General features: G+C 54.0%; 18 protein-coding genes. 6 read left to right on the top strand and 12 right to left on the bottom strand.

Features of this window, described 5'->3' with window-relative positions:
* Positions 1-14: 14 nt before the first annotated feature.
* The 3 genes from QOX26_RS07310 to QOX26_RS07300 all read left to right on the top strand — a co-directional run bounded on the left by QOX26_RS07310 (position 15) and on the right by QOX26_RS07300 (position 3875).
* Positions 15-344, top strand: coding sequence for a hypothetical protein (locus tag QOX26_RS07310; protein WP_283674312.1), 330 nt, complete (start codon positions 15-17; stop codon positions 342-344).
* Complete coding sequence (locus QOX26_RS07305) at positions 337-1995, top strand: hypothetical protein (protein ID WP_283674311.1); 1659 nt, start codon at positions 337-339, stop codon at positions 1993-1995. Before QOX26_RS07310 ends, QOX26_RS07305 begins: the two co-directional genes overlap by 8 nt.
* Before the next feature lie 248 nt (positions 1996-2243).
* Positions 2244-3875: a recombinase family protein gene (locus QOX26_RS07300; protein ID WP_283674310.1), complete on the top strand. Its 1632-nt coding sequence runs from the start codon at positions 2244-2246 to the stop codon at positions 3873-3875.
* Between the two features lie 61 nt (positions 3876-3936).
* Here QOX26_RS07300 and QOX26_RS07295 read toward each other — a convergent pair whose 3' ends face one another.
* Together QOX26_RS07295 and QOX26_RS07290 are read right to left on the bottom strand one after the other, a co-directional pair.
* The gene (locus QOX26_RS07295) at positions 3937-5229 is read right to left on the bottom strand and encodes an HAD hydrolase family protein (protein WP_283674309.1); all 1293 of its coding nucleotides are present in this window, start codon (positions 5227-5229) and stop codon (positions 3937-3939) included.
* Positions 5230-5332: 103 nt separating this feature from the next.
* Positions 5333-5572, bottom strand: a complete 240-nt coding sequence (locus QOX26_RS07290; RefSeq protein WP_283674332.1) for a hypothetical protein — start codon at positions 5570-5572, stop codon at positions 5333-5335.
* Here QOX26_RS07290 and QOX26_RS07285 point away from each other — a divergent pair.
* Positions 5498-6238, top strand: coding sequence for a LysR family transcriptional regulator substrate-binding protein (locus tag QOX26_RS07285; protein WP_283674331.1), 741 nt, complete (start codon positions 5498-5500; stop codon positions 6236-6238). The genes QOX26_RS07290 and QOX26_RS07285 overlap by 75 nt on opposite strands.
* A 166-nt stretch (positions 6239-6404) precedes the next feature.
* Here the strand turns inward: QOX26_RS07285 and hydF are convergent, their stop codons facing one another.
* The 4 genes from hydF to QOX26_RS07265 are packed head-to-tail and all read right to left on the bottom strand — an operon-like array spanning position 6405 to position 10378.
* Positions 6405-7604 carry a [FeFe] hydrogenase H-cluster maturation GTPase HydF gene (gene hydF / locus QOX26_RS07280; RefSeq protein WP_283674308.1) on the bottom strand — a complete coding sequence of 400 codons (1200 nt, stop codon included), beginning with the start codon at positions 7602-7604 and terminating at the stop codon, positions 6405-6407.
* Between the two features lie 14 nt (positions 7605-7618).
* A complete protein-coding gene (gene hydG / locus QOX26_RS07275) occupies positions 7619-9034 on the bottom strand; it encodes a [FeFe] hydrogenase H-cluster radical SAM maturase HydG (protein WP_283674330.1) in 1416 nt (471 codons plus the stop codon).
* Positions 9035-9080: 46 nt separating this feature from the next.
* Positions 9081-10130, bottom strand: coding sequence for a [FeFe] hydrogenase H-cluster radical SAM maturase HydE (gene hydE, locus QOX26_RS07270; RefSeq protein ID WP_283674307.1), 1050 nt, complete (start codon positions 10128-10130; stop codon positions 9081-9083).
* Positions 10127-10378: a TM1266 family iron-only hydrogenase system putative regulator gene (locus tag QOX26_RS07265; RefSeq protein ID WP_283674306.1), complete on the bottom strand. Its 252-nt coding sequence runs from the start codon at positions 10376-10378 to the stop codon at positions 10127-10129. Before QOX26_RS07265 ends, hydE begins: the two co-directional genes overlap by 4 nt.
* A 272-nt stretch (positions 10379-10650) precedes the next feature.
* On the opposite strand from QOX26_RS07265, the gene QOX26_RS07260 reads away from it, so the two are divergent.
* Both QOX26_RS07260 and QOX26_RS07255 read left to right on the top strand, forming a co-directional pair.
* On the top strand, positions 10651-10797 hold the full coding sequence (locus QOX26_RS07260) for a hypothetical protein (protein WP_283674305.1): 147 nt from the start codon (positions 10651-10653) through the stop codon (positions 10795-10797).
* 91 nt (positions 10798-10888) lie between these two features.
* Positions 10889-12178, top strand: a complete 1290-nt coding sequence (locus tag QOX26_RS07255) for a sensor histidine kinase (RefSeq protein WP_283674304.1) — start codon at positions 10889-10891, stop codon at positions 12176-12178.
* Between the two features lie 155 nt (positions 12179-12333).
* On the opposite strand, the gene QOX26_RS07250 is transcribed toward QOX26_RS07255, so the two are convergent.
* The 6 genes from QOX26_RS07250 to QOX26_RS07225 form a co-directional block, all read right to left on the bottom strand.
* Positions 12334-13317 carry an NAD(P)-dependent oxidoreductase gene (locus QOX26_RS07250; RefSeq protein ID WP_283674303.1) on the bottom strand — a complete coding sequence of 328 codons (984 nt, stop codon included), beginning with the start codon at positions 13315-13317 and terminating at the stop codon, positions 12334-12336.
* A 12-nt stretch (positions 13318-13329) separates the two neighbouring features.
* A complete protein-coding gene (locus QOX26_RS07245) occupies positions 13330-14610 on the bottom strand; it encodes an aminotransferase class III-fold pyridoxal phosphate-dependent enzyme (protein ID WP_283674302.1) in 1281 nt (426 codons plus the stop codon).
* A 1-nt stretch (position 14611) separates the two neighbouring features.
* Entirely contained in the window at positions 14612-16255 is a 1644-nt protein-coding gene (locus QOX26_RS07240; protein WP_283674329.1) for a M20/M25/M40 family metallo-hydrolase, read from the bottom strand.
* A gap of 95 nt (positions 16256-16350) precedes the next feature.
* On the bottom strand, positions 16351-17256 hold the full coding sequence (locus tag QOX26_RS07235) for a transporter substrate-binding domain-containing protein (RefSeq protein ID WP_283674301.1): 906 nt from the start codon (positions 17254-17256) through the stop codon (positions 16351-16353).
* Positions 17257-17319: 63 nt separating this feature from the next.
* The gene (locus QOX26_RS07230; RefSeq protein ID WP_283674300.1) at positions 17320-18027 is read right to left on the bottom strand and encodes an amino acid ABC transporter permease; all 708 of its coding nucleotides are present in this window, start codon (positions 18025-18027) and stop codon (positions 17320-17322) included.
* Positions 18028-18078: 51 nt separating this feature from the next.
* Entirely contained in the window at positions 18079-18897 is an 819-nt protein-coding gene (locus QOX26_RS07225; RefSeq protein WP_283674299.1) for an amino acid ABC transporter ATP-binding protein, read from the bottom strand.
* Between the last annotated feature and the right edge of the window lie 201 nt (positions 18898-19098).

Below are 19098 nucleotides of genomic sequence, written 5' to 3'. Positions count from 1 at the left end.
AGGAGTGATGACTGATGCAGATCAGCAACTTTAAGGCGCCGTCGGGTGGAGCCCCTACGGAAATCAAGTCGAAAAAGGCGCAGTCGAGTAACAAGGATGCGACGTGTAAACAAGAGTTCAAAAAGCGATATAAGCGTGAAAAGGGTGCACGCAAAGCGGCAGAGCAGTTTGCAACTGTGACGCAGTGCGCATTGCGTCGGGCAAACCACGAAATCGATGAGCGTGATAGGGAACTTGATCGGCTTCGAAAGCAGCTTGCAGAAAAGGATTGTGAACTGACTGACGCACTTCGCGGCAAAGACGGATTTGTATACCTGAAAGAACGGGGTGATTTGGATGGATAATAAAACTAGAGATGCAAAAGGACTGATTCTCAACGCGCACATTGACGATGTTTACGTATCTCGGTGTACAGATGATAAGGAGCAAATGGAATTTTCAGTACTTATCACGCAGGATGAAAAGCAGCACATGTTGCCACCCTATCCGGTCGCAGAAATCGACCGATTTCGGGTGGGGAAGGTGGATCCGCGCTATGTTGCTCTAGATGAGGAGAGCAAGGCAACGGACATTCGTATTCAGGCAATGCTCAAGGGGCTGATTTCGGAGAAGCTTCGACAGGGGAAATGCGCGCATCTCCTGTGTCGTACTGGATGGCAACAGCTTCCGAATGACAAATACATTTTTGTCGTTGGGCAGCATATTGTAGGAGAGACCGGGGATGTGGACTATGTGCTGGCGCACACTTTACCGCAACTAAAAATTACGGACAATTTTCCGGAGATTACCAACAATCAACTTCTTGAGAAATATTTTAGAAAGATAAGGCGCGACCCTGCTGTTCTGATTCCGCTGTCAGCGCAGATGATTCGCGCGCTAATGGCTTCTGTTTTCGAGCAAGAAGGTTATCCGCTGCGGTTTGTTTTATATCTCACGGGTATCCAAGGGTCTGGAAAGACGACAGCGGTTAATGACTTTGCGCTGCCAATGACCGATATTTCGAACAATATACCTGCGCCAGCATCACGCGCGCTTGGCAGCAAGCCGGCTGTACGCGATTTTACCGCGGGGTATCGAGACATGCCGGTGCTGATTGATGATGTCTGCACTAGTTCAGGATCCGAGACCAAGCGCATATCAACGGAAGTTGCCGCATACACGCTGCGTTTTGTTTCAGACCGCATTCCTGAGCTGCGCAAGCTCCCGGGCGGTGGACAGCGCAGTATACGATGCGACGCGGGTGTGATTATTACCGGCGAATTTCCATTGTCTGCATCAAGTGACCTGACGCGTTGCGTAATCATTGATGTGGACCATCAGATGTATGGCAGGGAAGAGGACGATCATACTGTGACTTGTGCTGTAATATCGCGCTTTTTGCAGTACGTATCAGAAAATTACGAGGCATGTCGCAAAAAAATTGGTGATGCTTTAGGACCGTTTCGAGCTGATAAAGGAACCGACTCCGCACCACGCCAGCAGCAACACCTTGCGGAGTTATCTTGTGCGTTCCAGATTCTGCTGGAATTCGCTTATGAGATCGGAGCCATTGGCACGGACGATCTGGAGGAATGGTGTAGTCAGCTGAAGGCGGCTCTTGAACATTCTCTAGGTGTAAATAATGGGCTCGTACATGAATACAACTTGAGAAATGTGACAAATATCTCAAAAATCATTATCGATTCGATTGAAAATGACTCAATGCGCATTGCAAAAAACAGAAGTAAGCTTGAATGCGATTCGGATAAATTTGATGGTTTCGTTGACCGCAAGAAAGGACAAATTTACTTACGGCTCACTAGCCTCAGCCAGTTGTTGACTGCACTAAGTGGTCGCGCTTGGACTGAACAGGCTGTCGGAACGCTGTTGCGTGAAAATGGGTTGGTTGAGGTTGGCAGGGAGAATCACACAGCAAAGGCAAAGCTTCCGGGAATCGGGCGATTTGTTCCGCTGAACCGTGACCAACTACACAGACAAGCGGAGGTTCGTAAATGATGCGCAGGGGGGGGAGACATACGTAAAAGGCGGTCATCTGAGCGGCGCAGGAGATATAATGGCGCGATATTCTGGACGCAGTAGTGAGAGGAGGATGCAAAGTGAAACAGGAAATGGCACAGACCAAGCGAGAGGAGCTGCTGGCGGTGCTCGAAAGAATCATCCTGCGGGAATTTCAAATGGAAACCGCGGAGCCCATGATGTATCGAGCGGGCTAATATTAGCAGTGAAAGAAGGAGGTGCGCCGCATGGCGGAACAACATGCTGCCTGTCGTGCGGCGCTCTATCTGCGGCTGAGCCGCGACGACGAAAACAGCGGCGAGAGCGAAAGCATCGGCAACCAGCGCAAGCTGCTGACGGATTATGCCGGGCAGCACGGCTTTGCGATTGTCGCTGAATACGTTGATGACGGCTACTCCGGCACGAACTTTTCCCGTCCCGATTTTCAGCGCATGCTGCGGGATGTGGATGCCGGGAAGATTAATTTGATTCTGGTCAAGGATTTGTCCCGTCTGGGCCGCGATTACATTGAGACAGGGCGCTATCTGGAGCTGATTTTCCCGGAAAAGGGCGTGCGCTTCATCGCGGTCAACGATGGGGTCGATACCGCGCGCGATGATTCCGATATGGCGCCGTTTCGCAATGTCGTCAACGAGCTGTATGCGCGGGACACCAGCCGCAAAATCCGAAGCGCGCTGCACGCCAAGATGCGGGACGGTCAGTTTATCGGCAATTTTGCCCCTTATGGCTACCAAAAAGATCCGGATGACAAAAACCACCTGATTCCCGATCAAGACTCGGCTGCGATTGTCCGCGAGCTCTTCACCTGTGCCGCAGCGGGCACGCAGCCTGCCGATTTGGCGCGGTTGCTCAACGGACGCGGCGTGCTGCCGCCGTCGAGGTATCGCTGTGCAAAGAATCTGCATTTAAAACCCGATAAATATTCCAAATATAAAGAGTGGACGTCGAGTGGGGTCACGCGCATTTTAAAGGATGTGGTTTATCTTGGGCATATCGCGCAGGGAAAGACCAAAAAACTCAGCTTTAAGTCCTCCAAAACGGTGGAAACCCCGCCGGAGCAATGGGTTTTGGTGCGAAATCAGCACACGCCACTTGTCACCGAGCAGCAGTTTGACGCGGTGCAGCGGCAGATTTCCAGCCGCCGCATCGAGCGGGGCAAGGGGTTTTGCAACCTGTTTTCGGGTCTGGCCTTCTGCGCGGACTGCGGCAAGAGCATGTCAACCGTCGGCACACGCAAAAAAGACTCCGCGGCGAATCTCGCATGCGGAGCCTATAAATTACGCGGCAGCACGGCATGCACCAACCACTTTATCCCCTATGAGGTGCTGTATGCGCAGGTGCTGGCCGCGATTCGGTGCTATGTTTCGCTGACCCCTGCGGAATGCGATGCGATGTTTCAGCGCTTGCATGAGCGGCTGCATCTCGACGAACAGACCGCGCAGCAGCAGACACGGCGTGATACGCTGCAAAAGGAACTGGAGCAAGTCGGTCGTTTGATTGGCCGGCTGTATGAGGATCGGCTCGAGGGGAAAATTAGCGAAACCAACTTTTACCCGCTGCTTGAGCAGCAGGAGCGCAAGACCGCGTCCCTCAAGGCACAAATCGAAGCGCTTGGAGCGCCGGAGGATGCCGCATTTGAATCGGTGCTGCGCCGGCGGCAGGCGCATCTGCATCGAATCATCGCGCGTTATGCGGACATTCAGACGCTCACGCCGAGCTTGCTGTTTGAACTGATTGCGCGCATCGAGGTTGGACAGGGTACATATGTGCAAACAGAGAGCGGGAAGTGCAGAAAACAGCACCTCTCCATCACCTTTCGCTTCCTTCCCGAGGCGTATGAGACCGATATTGTGTATTAAAGCCGGACAGCGGGTGCTGTCCGGCTTTGTTTTGCGCTTCTTTTGCCGCCCGACTGCAGGGTTATGCTTTGCGGCGGGCGTTCCAAGCTGTCGGCGCGCACTCTGCTTTGAGCAGACGGATGACATCGTTGCCGCTATGCTTTTTGTCAGAGACGATGTCGTATTCGCCCGGAACCGAGCCGATGGTGCAGGCGTTTTCAACGCCAAGCATGGTTTTTAAATAGGTTAGCATGTTTTGCTTGGTCGCTTGCCGGCTGTACACCTTGAGATATGCAAAGTGCGGGTATTCCACCGAATCATAGTGAATAATCTGGAAACGCTGCCCGAAGGGGCTGCCTTCCATCTCCTCGTACAGCGCGTCGATGCGAGACTTTTCGTCCACCACCATGAAATAGGCCACATCCTCATGTTCACTCAGCGGTTTGTGCATGTAGTTGCGATACGGCGATTTGCGCAGCTTTTCGTACACCGCAATTTCACCTGCGTTGTGCAGCTGCTGGTACAAAATCATCACCGTGTTTTCTGCAATGACGGTCATGAAGCAATTGTGGCCTCTTTCGCTGAAAAACGCCTTGATTTCACAGGCTTCTTGGTGAGGAATCTCGATTTTATGGATGTATCGGTTGTTTTGAATGTCGTAGAGCACGGCGCCGTTCATTAATATGATGGGCAGCTTGAGTTGAATCTCCTGTGCCGCTTCCAGAAAGGAGGCGGGCGTGCGCATGGTCATAATTGTGAACTGAATGCCGTCGTCAATCAAGCGATTGAGCTCCACCTTGCTGTACCCCGACAGCTGATCGACATCGCTGAGCAGCACATTGTCCAGCTCGGATACGTACAGCACATCTTTTTTCAGCCGGCGCGGCAAATGCGCCTGATTGACCACCATACCGATCGCAACACCAATCAGGGTATCGGCCACGCGGTTGAGCACAAACAGATACGGGTTTGCATCGCTCATATGAATCATGGTGATGCTCAAAAACACCACACATGAAAAATAGGATGCATTTTTCTTGTGCAGCAGCACCGTGGTATAGAGCACAATCACAACAAACAGCGCGACGAGCGCATAGCGCCAGACCCCATCCAGGCCGTACGGCGCTAAAACCTTCATTTGCAGCACAATGACGATAAATCCGTATACCGCACCCACCGCTGTGCCCAATAGGCGCTGCATTGCGATTTTTCTGGTGCTGTCCTTGTAGGGCTGCATGCACTGCAAGGCGGCCAGCGCGGAATAGAACGGAGTGCCGCGCCGTACCAAATCGACCAAAAAACACAAAAACACCGATACAGCGGATTTCAAAATGCGGCATCCGATTGGGGGGATGCGTTTTATCCTGTCAGCCATATGACTCTTCCTTATTCCTTGTTTGCAATTTTAAAGAGGGAACGCACAAAATGGCTACGGCAGCGCGGCTGCACTGCAGTAACCATTCAGCAAGACATGCGCGTTATTTGCGATAGCGGTTCATGACGTCAATCAGACGCTCCATGGCAGCGACGGCCTTTTTGTGATCCTGCGAGAAGTTGATGCGGAAGCTGTTTGTAAACTGAGGCCCGAATTCGGTGCCCGGCGTTACCGTAACGTTCGCCAGTACGCGCAGAATCTTGGTAAAATCGCCGATTTCTACCGACAGCGCAGGCAGCTCAACGAAAAGATAGCTACCGCCGTTGGTGCTGCGTGCACGCATGCCCGGCTGCTGTTCAATCAGGCGCTCGAGGAGCTGAAAAGCAGTACGAATGAAACGCTGCGCATTGCGATGTTCAACTCAACCAACATGTTTCCGAGCATGATTGCCCGCTTTGGCGAGCAGCATCCGAGCATTCAGCTTTCGCTGTGCAAAGCCAATCGGCCGGATGTGTTCCCTGAAAACTGTGACGTGATGATTCACGCATGGCCGGAGCTTGCCGCAAAGCTGAACAGCGTCTGCCTGCTGGACGAAGAATGCCTGCTTGGCATGAACCATGATCATCCGCTGGCACAGGCACAGCAAATCACGCTGGAGCAGCTGCGGAAGCAATCGTTTTTACTGCTCACGAAGAATAATATTCTCGGAGAGCTGACCCATAACTATTGCGATGAGCTCGGCCTTCTCTCGAATGTCAGTCTCGTTTGCGATTCTCAGCAAACGCTGACCTCGCTTGTTGAGGAGAACATGGGTTTTGCGTTTTTCCCCGCGCGTACGTGGAAAATCGAAAGCCAGGCGTTGTGTCTGCGCCGCATCGAAGGGCATGCGCTGCACCGAAAGGTGTATTTATCCACGCCGAACGGTGCGCGTTCGCCGGTCACACAAACCTTCTGCCGATTTGTTGAAGCCTTCTTCCGGTCGCTGATGCAGCCGGAAGAGGCTAACTAAATATGGAAGACAAAAGGAAAAGCAAAGGCTGCTGTTGAAAGCGGCCTTTGCTTTTCCTTTATTTATCTTAGTATTTCATTGGTAATTTGTCAACTTTATTATGGATTATTGCTTATTCCTATTATTTTTGTTCATATATCAATTTCGTCATATGCAGGCGAGCGCCTCAAGGCAGCAAATCGGCAAGGGCAGGGAAGATGCTGAGACTGCGTTTTAGCACGCCGTGCAGATGGGCGATTGCCGTGCCGTAATTGGTGAAGGGCATGCCCGCGTCGGCTGCGCAGCTCTGCCGAAACCGCATTTCGCGTTCGTTCAGCATACAGCCGCCGCAGTGGATAATCAGCCGATAGGGCGATAAATCCTCCGGAAATTCGCGGCCGGAGCTGGTTTCGATGTGCAAATCTTTACCGGTGCGCTGCCGCAGCCAGTTTGGCAGCTTGACCGTTCCGATGTCCTCGCACTGGCGGTGGTGCGTGCAGCCCTCGGAAATCAGGATGCGGTCGCCGTCCTGCAGCAGGTCGATTGTCGCCGCGCCGCGCACCGCAGGCTCTAAAAATCCTTTATACCGCGCCATCAGGATGGAAAAGGAGGTCAGCGGTACGGTTTCGGGCGTGTCACGGCTGACGCGCGCAAAGGCCTGACTGTCGGTGATGACGAGCGCGGGCGGCGCGGCAAGACGGCCGAGCGCCGCGGTGAGGTCGCCGTCCTGCGCGACAACGGAAATCGCGCCCGCCTCTAAAATGTCGCGGATGGCCTGCTGCTGCGGCAAAATCAACCGACCCTTGGGCGCGGATGCGTCAATTGGTACGACGAGCACGACCACATCCTGCGGACGAATCAAATCGCCGACCAGCCGCTGATGTGGCGCGTCGGTGCTGACCAGACGGGCGATGCGCTCCTTCAGCTCCTGGATGCCCGCGCCGGTGCGGGCGCTGACCGCGATCGCGTCGGCCTTCGCCGTACGCGGCGGGACAAGGTCACATTTGTTGTAAGCAATCACATAGGGCAGCTGCTTTTGCCGAAACAGCGCGAGCAGCGCGTCGTCTGCCGCGGTTTTGCCCACCGCCGCGTCGACAATCAGCACCGCGCAGTCTGCACGGTTGAGTATCTGTTTGGTGCGGCGCACACGCTTTTCGCCGAGCGCGCCTTCGTCATCAAAGCCGGGCGTGTCGATGATGACCACCGGCCCCATCGGCAGCAGCTCCATCGCCTTCATCACCGGATCAGTCGTCGTGCCCTTGATTTCGGACACAACGCTCATTTCCTGTCCGGTAATCGCGTTGACCACGCTGGATTTGCCCGCGTTGCGCCGCCCGAAAAAGCCGATGTGCACGCGCTCGGCCGAGGGTGTTTCGTTCAGTCCCATACAATCCTCCCTGCTCAGAAGCGGAAATCGCGGATGCCCTGCGCGATTTTGTCCAGATGGTCGGCGCAGATGGCACGCACATTCTCGTGCGGGATGTTTGCAAGCTCGGCCTCGATGAGCGCTTCGCCGATCGCGCGCGTCTCCTCGGAGGCGTAATCCATCAGATACTCCTTGAGCGTCATCAGCGCATTGGGGTGGCAGCAATTTTGAATCTGCCCGCTCTTGCACAGGCTCATAAAGCGGTCGCCGGTGCGGCCTTCGCGGTAGCACGCGGTGCAGAAGGAGGGGATGTAGCCCAAATCCATCAGCCAGTGCACCACCTCGTCAAGCGTGCGCTGATCGGATACGTCAAACTGCTCGGTGTCGGTCGGGCGCTCGGCCTCTTCGTAGCCGCCGACCGAGGTGCGCGAGCCGCCGCTGAGCTGCGACACGCCCAGACGGAGCACCTTTTCGCGCACCTGCTGGCTCTCGCGGGTCGAGATAATCATGCCGGTATAGGGCACGGCAAGGCGGATGAGCGCGCACAGGCGGGCGAAAATCTCGTCACTGATGCTGTTGTCGAATGCGTTCGGGTCAATATCGTCCGCGTGCTTGATGCGCGGCACGCTGATGGTGTGCGGGCCGACGCCGTGCACGGCCTCCAGATGCTCGGCGTGCATCAGCAGACCGGCAAATTCGTATTTGTAAAGCTCCAGACCGAACAGCACGCCGATGCCAACGTCGTCGATGCCGCCCTCCATGGCGCGATCCATCGCCTCGGTGTGGTAGGCGTAGTTGTGCTTGGGGCCGGTCGGGTGCAGGGTTTCGTAGCTGTCCTTGTGATAGGTTTCCTGAAAGAGGATGTACGTGCCGATGCCCGCGTCCTTGAGCTTGCGGTAGTTTTCGACCGTAGTCGCCGCAATATTGACGTTGACACGGCGAATCGCGCCGTTTTTGTGCTGAATGGAGTAAATGGTTTTGATGCAGTCGAGGATGTATTCAATCGGGTTGTTGATCGGATCCTCGCCCGCTTCGATGGCCAGCCGCTTGTGTCCCATGTCCTGCAGGGCGATGACCTCGCGGGCAACCTCCTCCTGCGTCAGCTTTTTGCGCACGATGTGCTTGTTTTTCGCGTGATAGGGGCAGTAGGTGCAGCCGTTGACGCAGTAATTGGACAGATAAAGCGGTGCAAACATGACGATGCGGTTGCCGTAAAACTGCTTTTTCATGTCTTCCGCGAGCTGATAAATGCGTGCGAGCCGCTCGTCGTCCTCGCAGACCAGCAGAACGGAGGCCTCGCGGTGGGTCAGACCCTTGCACAGCTTTGCCTTTTCGATGATGCTGTCAATCAGCGGCAGGTCGTTTTTGTGCGCCTCGGCATAGGCAAGGGTTTCGAGAATCTCCTCATGGCTGATGAATTCGGACGCTTTGAGTGATTTGGGGTTGTACATCATTTTCGTATCCTTTCTTGTGGGTCAGCATTGCTTTCCCGTCAGTTCAGTGGAGCAGGCTGTCCCCTCGGTCGACCGCAAGCGTGCAGCCAACCGAGGCCATGCGCCGAGTCAAACAGCCGATGCACTGCGCGGATTCCTCTCCCGTGCAGATTTTCTTATCATATAGCAGGTATTTTTTGCGGACGGACACCGGGGACAGGTTGGGCATAACGACATTCGCCCCGGCGAGAATGCCGCGCTCGCGTCCGTCGCCCGCAGCCGTGCCGAGCGCCGTGGTGGCGGGCAGCAGCACCTCGGGCAGCAGCAGACGGAGGATGGACAACAGGTAAAGCGTCAGCTCGGCCGTGCCGTTGGGCTGATCGCGGAAGGGTGTGTCCTGATGCGAAAGAAACGGCCCGATGCCCACCATGTGCGGCCGAAAGGTTTTGATAAAGCGCAAATCCCGCACCAAATCGTCGACCGTCTGCCCGGGCGAGCCGATCATAAACCCGCAGCCGACCTGATAGCCGATGGCCTTGAGCTGCTCTAGGCACGTCATGCGGCGGTCAAAATCCATTTCCGGCGGATGCAGACGGGCATAATGCGCCTTGGTCGCAGTTTCGTGGCGCAGCAGATAGCGGTCAGCGCCTGCCTCAAACAGTGCGCGGTAGCTTTGCTCGCTGTGCTCGCCCAGCGAGAGCGTAATCGCGCTGTCGGGATAGCCCTGCCGAATCGCGCGGACAATGCTGACCAGCTTTTCATCAGTAAAGAAGGGATCCTCGCCGCCCTGCAGCACGAAGGTGCGGAAGCCGAGCGCGTGCCCCTCGGCGCAGCAGGCGAGAATGTCGTCCTCGGTCAGCCGATAGCGTTCGGCCTTGTCGTTGCCGCGCCGGATGCCGCAGTAATAGCAGTTGTTTTTGCAGTAGTTGGTGAATTCAATCAGGCCGCGGATGAAAACGCGGCTGCCGTAGATCTGCTCGCGCACGGCCCCCGCCTGCTGCTGCAAATAAGCGCGGGTTTCGTCGGTTCGGTCGGCAATCAGCGTGTGAAGTTCACTGCCCGACAGGTCGTGCGTCCGCGCCAGCTTTTCCGCAAGGGAAAGCGGACTCGTCATGACTTGACCCCGGAATACGCGGTTTTGGAGCTCACGCCCCGCAGCTTGCCGACTTTGCCGGAAAGCGCCGAGATGATGTCCTGCGGCGCGTCGATTGCGATGCTGATGACGCTCAGCTGTTTCTGGCGGTAGGGGATTCCCATGCGACCGATGATATAGTCGCGGTACTCGTGCAGGATGCCGTTGAGCAGCTCGACCGATTCCTCTTCCTCCACCACGATGCCAATGACGGCGATTCTGGTTTCCATTGACCTTCCTCCTATAAAAACATAAAAAACAGCCGCATCGGCTGATACCTCCGGTGCGGCTGAATAGAACGTTCCCTATGAAACGATATGCCGAACCTTTTACCTCAAAGCCTGTTTTCGGTATCAGGATGCAAGGTCAGCATAGCACAGCAAAGGACACTTTGCAAGCTGTTTTCCTGCATTTTAAGCGGTCTGCGCCCATATGGTATAAGAAAAAGGCTCGCCGGTGAGCGAACCTGTTTTCTATTCTGTGTGAGGAGGAGGGAATCTGCATGAACCGTGCGTGTGACGATGCACCGTCCGAGCTGCGCCCGCTCCCGGCGAGCGCCAAGGCGCAGCTGCTGCAGCTGATTGAAAATTTAATCGAGCGGGACTATCGGTACGAAGTCAGCCAAAACCTGCAGGACGGCGAAACGTGAGGGGTTGCGCAGACAGTAGACAGCGTTCGACCATTTGTGCTACAATTATCCACAGAAACACAGGAAACTGTGGATAATTGAGAGGGATGGCATGAGCGTTATCAATTATATCAATGCGTCATTGGAAATCTGGGGCTGCATCATGTCCATCATCGTCGCGGTGTGCCTGATTGTAAGCAAGCGCCCGCATGACTTATGTGATCGCTTGTATCTGCGTATGTTGGCATTCAATGCCGGCAGCTTGCTTTTTGACGTGATGGCACTGTTCTTTCGGGGACATCCGGGGTGGGTTTGCTGGTGGGGCGTGCGAATCTCCAACCTGGTTGCTTTTTCCTGCGGATATCTGCTGTTTGCAACGTTTGCACATTACCTGACCGTATCGCTGGGGCGAAACACCAAGGTATCCTCCCGGCCGCTCGCCGTCTGCCGTATTCTATGTGCGATTTCGTTGCTGCTCGTAGTGCTCACGCAGTTTTTCCCCCTTGTTTACACGATTGATGCTCAGAATGTCTATCACCGCGCAAGCCTGTTCTGGGTCTCCCATGTGACGGGACTGATCGGCATGGCACTTTGCGCCTGGATGCTCGTGCGCTATCGCAGCGCCATTGAGACGCAGGAGAGAACGGCGCTGTGGCTGTATATCCTGCTGCCGATTCTTGCAATGGGGGTGCAGATATTCGTTTACGGACTGGCACTGCTGAACTTGGTGAACACATTTTCGCTGGTGGTCATTTTCCTGTTTTTGCAGGCGGAGCAGGGACGGCGCATGGCCGAACAGGAAAGTAAGCTGACCGAGAGCCGCATTGCGATTATGCTCAGTCAGATTCAGCCGCATTTTCTGTATAATTCGCTCAATTCGATTTACTATCTGTGCGAAAAGAACCCGGCGCAGGCGCAGGCGGCCATTGACGATTTTGCCACCTATCTGCGGGGCAATCTGGATTCGCTCAAGCGCACCGCGCCGGTGTCCTTCGAGCGGGAGCTTGAACATGTCCGCATTTATCTGTCGCTGGAAAAAATGCGGTTTGATGACGACCTGATGATTGCCTATGACATTCACACCACGGAATTTCTTATTCCTGCGCTGACGGTGCAGCCGTTGGTAGAGAACGCGGTCAAATACGGTGTCGGCAAAAAGGTGGGCGGCGGCACGGTAACGATTTCGGCGAAGGAAGCCGCAGATTGCTTTGAAATCATCGTGGCGGACGACGGTGTAGGATATGATCTGACCGCCACACAGTACGACGGCCGGCGCACGCACATCGGCATCGACAACGTGCGCGCACGTTTGGCAGCCATGAGCGGCGGCACGCTCGACATGCAGAGCACCAAGGATGTGGGCACAATCGCCCCCATCCGGCTGCCGAAGGATAACAGATAATTTACGCTCCCTGCCACCGGACTGCGGCAGGGAGCGTTTTATTGCGCACGCGCATCCACTTTTCACCTATGCACATTCTGGGGGAAAAGCGAATGCTAAAACGGGAGAAGCAGTGGGCGAGCTAGAGCCGGATTTGCAAACTGCAGAGGGTTAAGTTATTTTACACTGTTTACAATCCTGAATGCTTCGCCGCGGCGGTTTGTCAGACAGTTGGTCAAGTTTTTGCAGCTAATCCGTTGCAGCGCCTCCATGGACTGCACACTGTAAAAAGCCGCATGCGGTGTCAGAATTACATTTTCGCGTCCGGTCAGTGCGCAATGTGCCAAATCGGGTTTTTCTGCCTCGAGCACATCCAGACCGGCTGCACGCACCAAGCCCTCATCCAGTGCACGGACAAGATCCTTCTCAACCACACTGCCGCCACGCGCTACATTCAGGAAAATTGGACACTTTTTCATTTTCCCGAAGCGGGAATAGTCGAAAAAGCCTGTGTTTTCCGCAGTAAGATTCATATGATTGCTCACAACGTCGGACAGGGCAAGCAGAGTATCCATATTGGTCAGCCGCACGCCGACGGATGCCGCGTCTGCCGAGTTGGCAGAGGGATCAACGGCGAGCACCGCCATGCCGAAGCTACGCGCCCGCTGCGCGACTGCCCTACCAATTTTGCCGAAGCCGAACAGGCCGAGCGTGCTGCCCGAAAGTCCCATTGGGGGCGGCGCGGAATAGTATTGCCAGCGGCAGTGCACGTCCATATCGGCCATGTAGTGCTTGAAATTGCGGTCAAGTGCGAGCAGCAACGCGATAGTATGGTCAGCAACCTCTTGTGTGCAGTATTCTCCAATGGCACACACCGGAATATCGCGCCGCTGTGTTTCGGCCAGATCAACAAAATTATAGCCGGTTGCGTTAATGGAGACTGCCCGCAAATCAGGCAGGCGGTCAAGTGCCGCTTTGCCGAGCGGAATAAACGCGGTCAGCAGTCCCTGTGCTCCCTGCATGACCTCGTAAAACGCCTCCGGCTCGACATAGGGATGTACAATAATCTCAGCATCCGGAATGCCCTCACGTAAATAAGCAAATTCCTTTTCCAGTGCGCGTCCCAACACATCCGGATAATCGGAAATGACGATTTTCACAGCCGTCCTCCTTTATTCTTCGATTGCTTCGGCAAATACTTCCCTGAGGATAGAGAGCGCATGGTCAATCTCCTCCTGCGAGACGGTCAGCGGTGCGATAAAACGCACAACGTTCTTATCACAACCACAGGAAAGCAAGAACAAATCCCGTTCAAGCGCTTTCGCAGTGATTTGTGCGGTCAGATCCCGATTGGGCGAGCCATCCGGATACACCAATTCCATGCCAATCATCAGCCCCAGCCCGCGCAGGTCGCCGACGGCATCATATTTTGCCGTAATCGCCTGCAAGCCTTTCATAAAATACTCACCCATATGGCGGCCGTTCTCTATCGCGCCGCCCTCAAGCATATCAATGGTCGCGAGCGCCGCCGCACAGGACACCGGATTTGCGCCGAACGTGCCGCCATGAGCACCCGCCGTCCATCGATCCATCACCTCTGCCTTACCGACAACCGCCGAGAGCGGCAGACCATTGGCAATGCCCTTTGCGCAGGCCATAATATCCGGCTTCACGCCGTGTGTCTGCCAAGCAAACATGTTTCCTGTGCGTCCAAAGCCGGTCTGCACCTCGTCAAACACCAACATGATACCGTATTTGTCACAAATATCGCGTACATACTGCACCCACTCGCGTGGCGGAACTACATATCCTCCTTCGCCCTGCACCGGTTCCATCACAATGGCCGCGACCGTGTAAGGGTCAACTAGCTTTTTAAACAGGTCGTCAAACTGCGTGAAATACTGCTTGGGGCATGTGCCATCCGCCATCGGATAGGGCGTGCCAAACAACTTGGGATATTCCGCAAAATAGATGGAGGGGACAAGTCCCTCATAGTGCTTGCGATAGGCAGAGTTGGACGCGGTCAGCGAGGTGCACAGCAGCGTGCGGCCGTGGAACGAGCCCTTGAACGCGATAACCGCAGGGCGCTCGGTTGCTCGCTTGGCAAGCTTGACCGCACCCTCGACCGCTTCCGCGCCGGAGTTTGAAAAATACACCTTATAGCCGCTGCCCATCAGGCCTGCGATACGCTCGGCGAGCGCAGTCTCCACTTCATAGTGGAACAGGTTGTGGCAGCAGTGCACCATTTTGTCGAGCTGTGCTTTTGCGGCCGCAACCACAGTCGGTGCATTATGACCAAGGTTATTGACTGCAATACCGCTGCCAAAATCGAGAATTTTGCGGCCGTCATCGGTATAAAGATAGCTGCCCTGCGCATGGTCGATCCCGAACGGCAGATTGTGCAGCGCCATCGGCGGCATCACCGCCGCAGAACGTTCCCGTAAAGTAGGCATATCAATGTCCTCCCAAGTAAAAATCAATGGTTTTTAAAATGAAGTCCGGTAGCTTGCCGAATGAATACGGCATGTTGATGCGCTCGGTCCATTTGTGGCAGTCCTTGCCCCATACCCCGTAGTTGACTGCAGGAATGTTCAGCGCTTTGGCTGTTTCAAGCGGTACAGGATAGAGCGTTTTATAACCCGGAAAGTTCTGCTGAAGCATTGTGATAGATTCGGCGTCATCGTCAATTTTGAGATAGCTCGAATCGGTGAGGGATGGGAAAAACTGCTGCAGCTTCATCGTTTCACCGCTCTCATCAGCAAAATCAGCGGCAATGCGTGCGATCTCATCAAACACCTGCGCTTCGTCTGCGGATTCCCGCTTCAGGGTGTTGTGCGGACAAAACGGTGTTGCAAAAAACACGACAACGGTCGGTGTTTTGATTCCGCACTGTTCGCTTAGGCTCTGTACGATTCGGAGTGAAGTAAGGCGCATATCGTCCCCGGCTGCGACCGAGTCCGCGGTCACACCGTTGACAAGGGCATCCAACTCGCCTTCATACACAGCCTTTGCACGGGTATACAACTGCTGATAGCTGAGTACCTGCGTCTGCTCAAGCAGAGAGGAATACTGCATTCCGGATAGCCGACAGTATTCCTGATAGCGCTCGTCTGCTGCATGGGAAACATTGTCGAGCGCCTGCCGCGCGGCTTCGGTGAGCATAGTCATAATCTCGGTGAGCTGCTTGTTGTGCACGAAATAATTAAAATAACAGCAGGCCGTGTGCGGCGTTTGCACGTTATAGTGCGGCTTGAGATCCTGCATTTTCAGCACCGTCGGCGGCAGCGTGTATTCATCGTTGTACCCATCACAAAATGCGGGATTGCGGTCAATGATACGGGTCAGCTCGGCGGCAGTCAAATCGGGTGAAAAGCCCTCGAAGCACTGCGCAACATGGGTCTCTCTGCCGATAATGTAAAACATGGGTAGAAGCTTGCCAACCGCACCGGTATAAACATAGCGTGTTGTGTCACCTGCATACATCGGACAGATAAAATCATTGTTGATGGCCAAGCGAAACGTCAGATGCTGCTCTTTTTTCAACTTTTTCAGCAGCGGCAGCTCCTCAATAATGCCCTGATGAAGCGTTTCTTCAACCGGGTTAAAGGATAACAGCAGGTTGCCGTGAAGTTGTTCCGCTTTGTCAGCCAGATGCTTTGCCAGCACGAGAAATACTGCGTCCCCGCCTTTCATATCGCATGCACCGCGACCGAACAGATAATCGCCTGACTCCAAGTCGCGCCGTGCGTCAGCGGGAAGCTCTGCAGCTTGCAGCGCCTCAGCCAGCTTGTCGCAATCAAAGGCGAACGGCTTGTATTTTCCGTAATCATCTACATCAACCGTGTCAATATGGCCGTGCAGCAGAATAGTATCGGCCTGTTTTCCATCCCCGCCCTTCAAAAGCGCCAGTACGTTGCGGCGGCCAAGCGAATCTTCCTTCAGCGGCTGCGTTATCACCAGCTCCGGATGTGTACGAAAGTACGGAATGTCTCGTAGATACGCCTCAATCACATCTGCAATATCGTGCTCACCCGCTGTGCCGTTCACACTGGGCACTGCCACCAGTTTTTTTGTCAGTTCGCGCATCTCTTCAAACATTGTCACCGGATGTCACCCCTTTCTATGTATACGGTATACAATATATATTGTGAAAGAGGGCTTCCCCTGCGGGAAGCCCTTCTCTCGCACCTGTATTAGCCTGCCTTGTTGTTTTCCGCACAGATTTCACTGTACTGAGCAATCCACTGATCAATCAGACCCGCGTCCTGCGATTCCTTGATTACTTCATTGATGATTGCAAGAAAATCCTCATTGCCCTTAGGTACCGCGATGGCAGTATTTTTATAAAGGCGATCCTCGGGAAAGGACACATCTGCCAGCACAAGATCCGAGTTTGCAATGAGATACGGCTGTGCAACCGTGTTTTCAATGACGACAGCATCCGCCTTGCCGGTTGTGAGTTCGAGCACACAGACCGGAATTTTCTCAAGCGAGGTAACGGTCGAATCGGTCATCAGATCCTGCGCAATTTTTTCCTGTGTGGTTGTCTTCTGCACCGCGATGGTTTTACCTGCAAAGTCGCTCAGCTCCTTGTATTTGTCGGCATCCTCCTTGCGGATGAGCAAACTCTGCTCCGCTTTCAAATAGACATCGGAGAAGTCCATGGTCTTTCGGCGCTCTTCAGTAGGCGACATGCCAGCGATCATAATATCAACCTGATCAGCCGCCACCGCAGCAAGATTGGCGGTGAACGTGGTATCCTCTACCTGCTTTTCAACAGATACACCCAGCTTTTCCGAAAGCTTTTCGGCAATTTTATCGCCCATTGCCATGTCTACACCGATAACCTGCTGATCTGCGCTGGAAATGTCTACGAATTCATAAGGCATATAGCCGGATGCGGTCGCCACAACCATTTTCCCGCTCTCCTTAATACGCGTGAGCACGGGTCCAAGCTCGCTTTCCGCAGACGCGGCATCGCCCCCGGTAGAGGCCGTATCGGTTTCAGCGGGGGGCTGGCTGCCGCAGGCAGACAGCGCGGTTACCATGCCGGCAGCCGCGAGCAAAGCGGCAAGGGTGCGTTTTACTGTGTTTTTCATAATGAGGTTCCTCCTTCTTTGGTGAAACAATTTGTTTCTATCATAATGAAATGATAACAAGTTTTAGCGATCGCTCTTTTTGAAATGGCGTTCCAGACCGCGCACACCAAGACCAACGATAAAGGTCATGATGAAATACAGCAGCGCAATGACAACGAGCGGCAGAAACGCACGTCCGCTGGTGCCGCTGATTGTGTTGTATGAGAACATCAGCTCCGCCACACCGATGACCATCACCTGTGACGAGGCCTTAATCAGATTGGCAAATTCGTTGCCGAAGTTCGGCAGAATATTTTTGATGGCCTGCGGCATAACAATCATCAGCATCGATCGCACCGAGCCAAAACCCAGCGATCGCGCAGCTTCCATTTGACCGCCATCGACTGACTGAATTCCCGAACGAATAATCTCACAGATATAACCGCCGGAGTTGATGGTCAACGCAAGGATGCCATACATCGCGCGCTCTCCGGTGTTGCCGAGAAACGCTGGAACGGGCAAATGCACACCTAGCAGTGGGAGACCGTAATAAACCATCATAATCTGTACCAACACAGGCGTGCCGCGTACAAATTCAATCCAAATATTCGCAAACCACCGCAGCGGGGGCAGCCGACTCATACGAAGAAAGCAAAGTCCACCGCCAACCAGCACGCTTAAAATGCCTGAGATGATTGACAAAATCAACGTGTTGCGGATACCTCCAATAAAAAGCGCCGAGTAGCGGTTCAAAAAACCGCCGACATCAAGCAGCCAAGCATTTATATCCATTTTCTCCCCTCCTGTTCAAAGTTCACTTGTATACCGTATACAAGTGAAAATTCAAAGCACCTTACCTAAAAAGCTAATCAGTCTCTCGCTCTTTGGTTGTTCAAACAGCTTTTCAGGTACGCCGGATTCCTGAATCGTCCCGTCTGCCATGAATACAACCTTGTTTGCAACCTCACGTGCAAAGCCCATCTCATGGGTGACAATAATCATCGTCATGCCCTCTCTGGCAAGATCCTTCATCACTTCGAGCACCTCGCCGACCATTTCAGGGTCAAGTGCCGAGGTCGGTTCATCAAACAGCATTACATCCGGCGCCATTGCCAACGCCCGTGCGATGGCGATGCGTTGCTTTTGTCCGCCGGAAAGCTGATTCGGGTACGCATCCCGCTTGTCAAGCAGACCGACGCGTGTCAGCAGCTGTTCGGCAAGCGCATTGGCTTGCTCCTGCGATATTTTGCGCAGCTTGCGCGGACCGAGTGTGATGTTTTCCAGTACCGTCAGATGTGGAAACAGATTGAAATGCTGAAACACCATGCCAATGCGCTGCCGCATTTGGTTGATGTCTACGGGGCCGCGAGCGATACTGCTTCCCTCAAACTGTACATCGCCGCTCTGGATGGTTTCGAGCTGATTGATGCAGCGTAGCAATGTGCTTTTCCCTGAACCGGATGGGCCAATCAGCACGACTACATCCCCCTTTTTCACATACAGATCGACTCCTTTGAGCACCTCGAGACTCTTGAAGCTCTTGTGCAGGTCGATGACTGCAATGAGCGGATCAATCTCTGCGTGATAGATTTTGCCGGATACGCCGTAACTATCTAGCTGACGCTTGGTGCGGCGGCTGACTGCCAGTGCATTGGTTTTCATATGAGTTCCCTCCTGTCATATCGGGATAAAAGAAAAGAGACAAGGCAATCCTTGACGGACGTCCTTGTCTCTGCTCGATGGTCACATTATAGACTGCATTTTCTGCCTTGTCAACCGCCTTTTGAAATTTAAGGTTTCTCCACAGATTGTACGATTTTTTCTAGCGTGTTTTTGTGATATTCCGCCATATTTCAAGTGTTG

This window comes from Butyricicoccus sp. Marseille-Q5471, assembly GCF_951230135.1.
Lineage (GTDB): Bacteria > Bacillota > Clostridia > Oscillospirales > Butyricicoccaceae > Agathobaculum.
The sequence above is the reverse complement of the archived record's forward strand: the minus strand, read 5'-3'. Positions and strand labels throughout refer to the sequence as shown.

Bases quoted from the DNA above. Each gene is read 5' to 3' on its own strand.
- QOX26_RS07310 (WP_283674312.1), top strand. From the start codon at position 15: ATGCAGATCAGCAACTTTAAGGCGCCGTCGGGTGGAGCCCCTACGGAA.
- QOX26_RS07305 (WP_283674311.1), top strand. From the start codon at position 337: ATGGATAATAAAACTAGAGATGCAAAAGGACTGATTCTCAACGCGCAC.
- QOX26_RS07300 (WP_283674310.1), top strand. From the start codon at position 2,244: ATGGCGGAACAACATGCTGCCTGTCGTGCGGCGCTCTATCTGCGGCTG.
- QOX26_RS07295 (WP_283674309.1), bottom strand. From the start codon at position 5,229: ATGGCTGACAGGATAAAACGCATCCCCCCAATCGGATGCCGCATTTTG.
- QOX26_RS07290 (WP_283674332.1), bottom strand. From the start codon at position 5,572: ATGCGTGCACGCAGCACCAACGGCGGTAGCTATCTTTTCGTTGAGCTG.
- hydF (WP_283674308.1), bottom strand. From the start codon at position 7,604: ATGGGACTGAACGAAACACCCTCGGCCGAGCGCGTGCACATCGGCTTT.
- hydG (WP_283674330.1), bottom strand. From the start codon at position 9,034: ATGTACAACCCCAAATCACTCAAAGCGTCCGAATTCATCAGCCATGAG.
- hydE (WP_283674307.1), bottom strand. From the start codon at position 10,130: ATGACGAGTCCGCTTTCCCTTGCGGAAAAGCTGGCGCGGACGCACGAC.
- QOX26_RS07265 (WP_283674306.1), bottom strand. From the start codon at position 10,378: ATGGAAACCAGAATCGCCGTCATTGGCATCGTGGTGGAGGAAGAGGAA.
- QOX26_RS07260 (WP_283674305.1), top strand. From the start codon at position 10,651: ATGAACCGTGCGTGTGACGATGCACCGTCCGAGCTGCGCCCGCTCCCG.
- QOX26_RS07255 (WP_283674304.1), top strand. From the start codon at position 10,889: ATGAGCGTTATCAATTATATCAATGCGTCATTGGAAATCTGGGGCTGC.
- QOX26_RS07245 (WP_283674302.1), bottom strand. From the start codon at position 14,610: ATGCCTACTTTACGGGAACGTTCTGCGGCGGTGATGCCGCCGATGGCG.
- QOX26_RS07240 (WP_283674329.1), bottom strand. From the start codon at position 16,255: ATGTTTGAAGAGATGCGCGAACTGACAAAAAAACTGGTGGCAGTGCCC.
- QOX26_RS07235 (WP_283674301.1), bottom strand. From the start codon at position 17,256: ATGAAAAACACAGTAAAACGCACCCTTGCCGCTTTGCTCGCGGCTGCC.
- QOX26_RS07230 (WP_283674300.1), bottom strand. From the start codon at position 18,027: ATGGATATAAATGCTTGGCTGCTTGATGTCGGCGGTTTTTTGAACCGC.
- QOX26_RS07225 (WP_283674299.1), bottom strand. From the start codon at position 18,897: ATGAAAACCAATGCACTGGCAGTCAGCCGCCGCACCAAGCGTCAGCTA.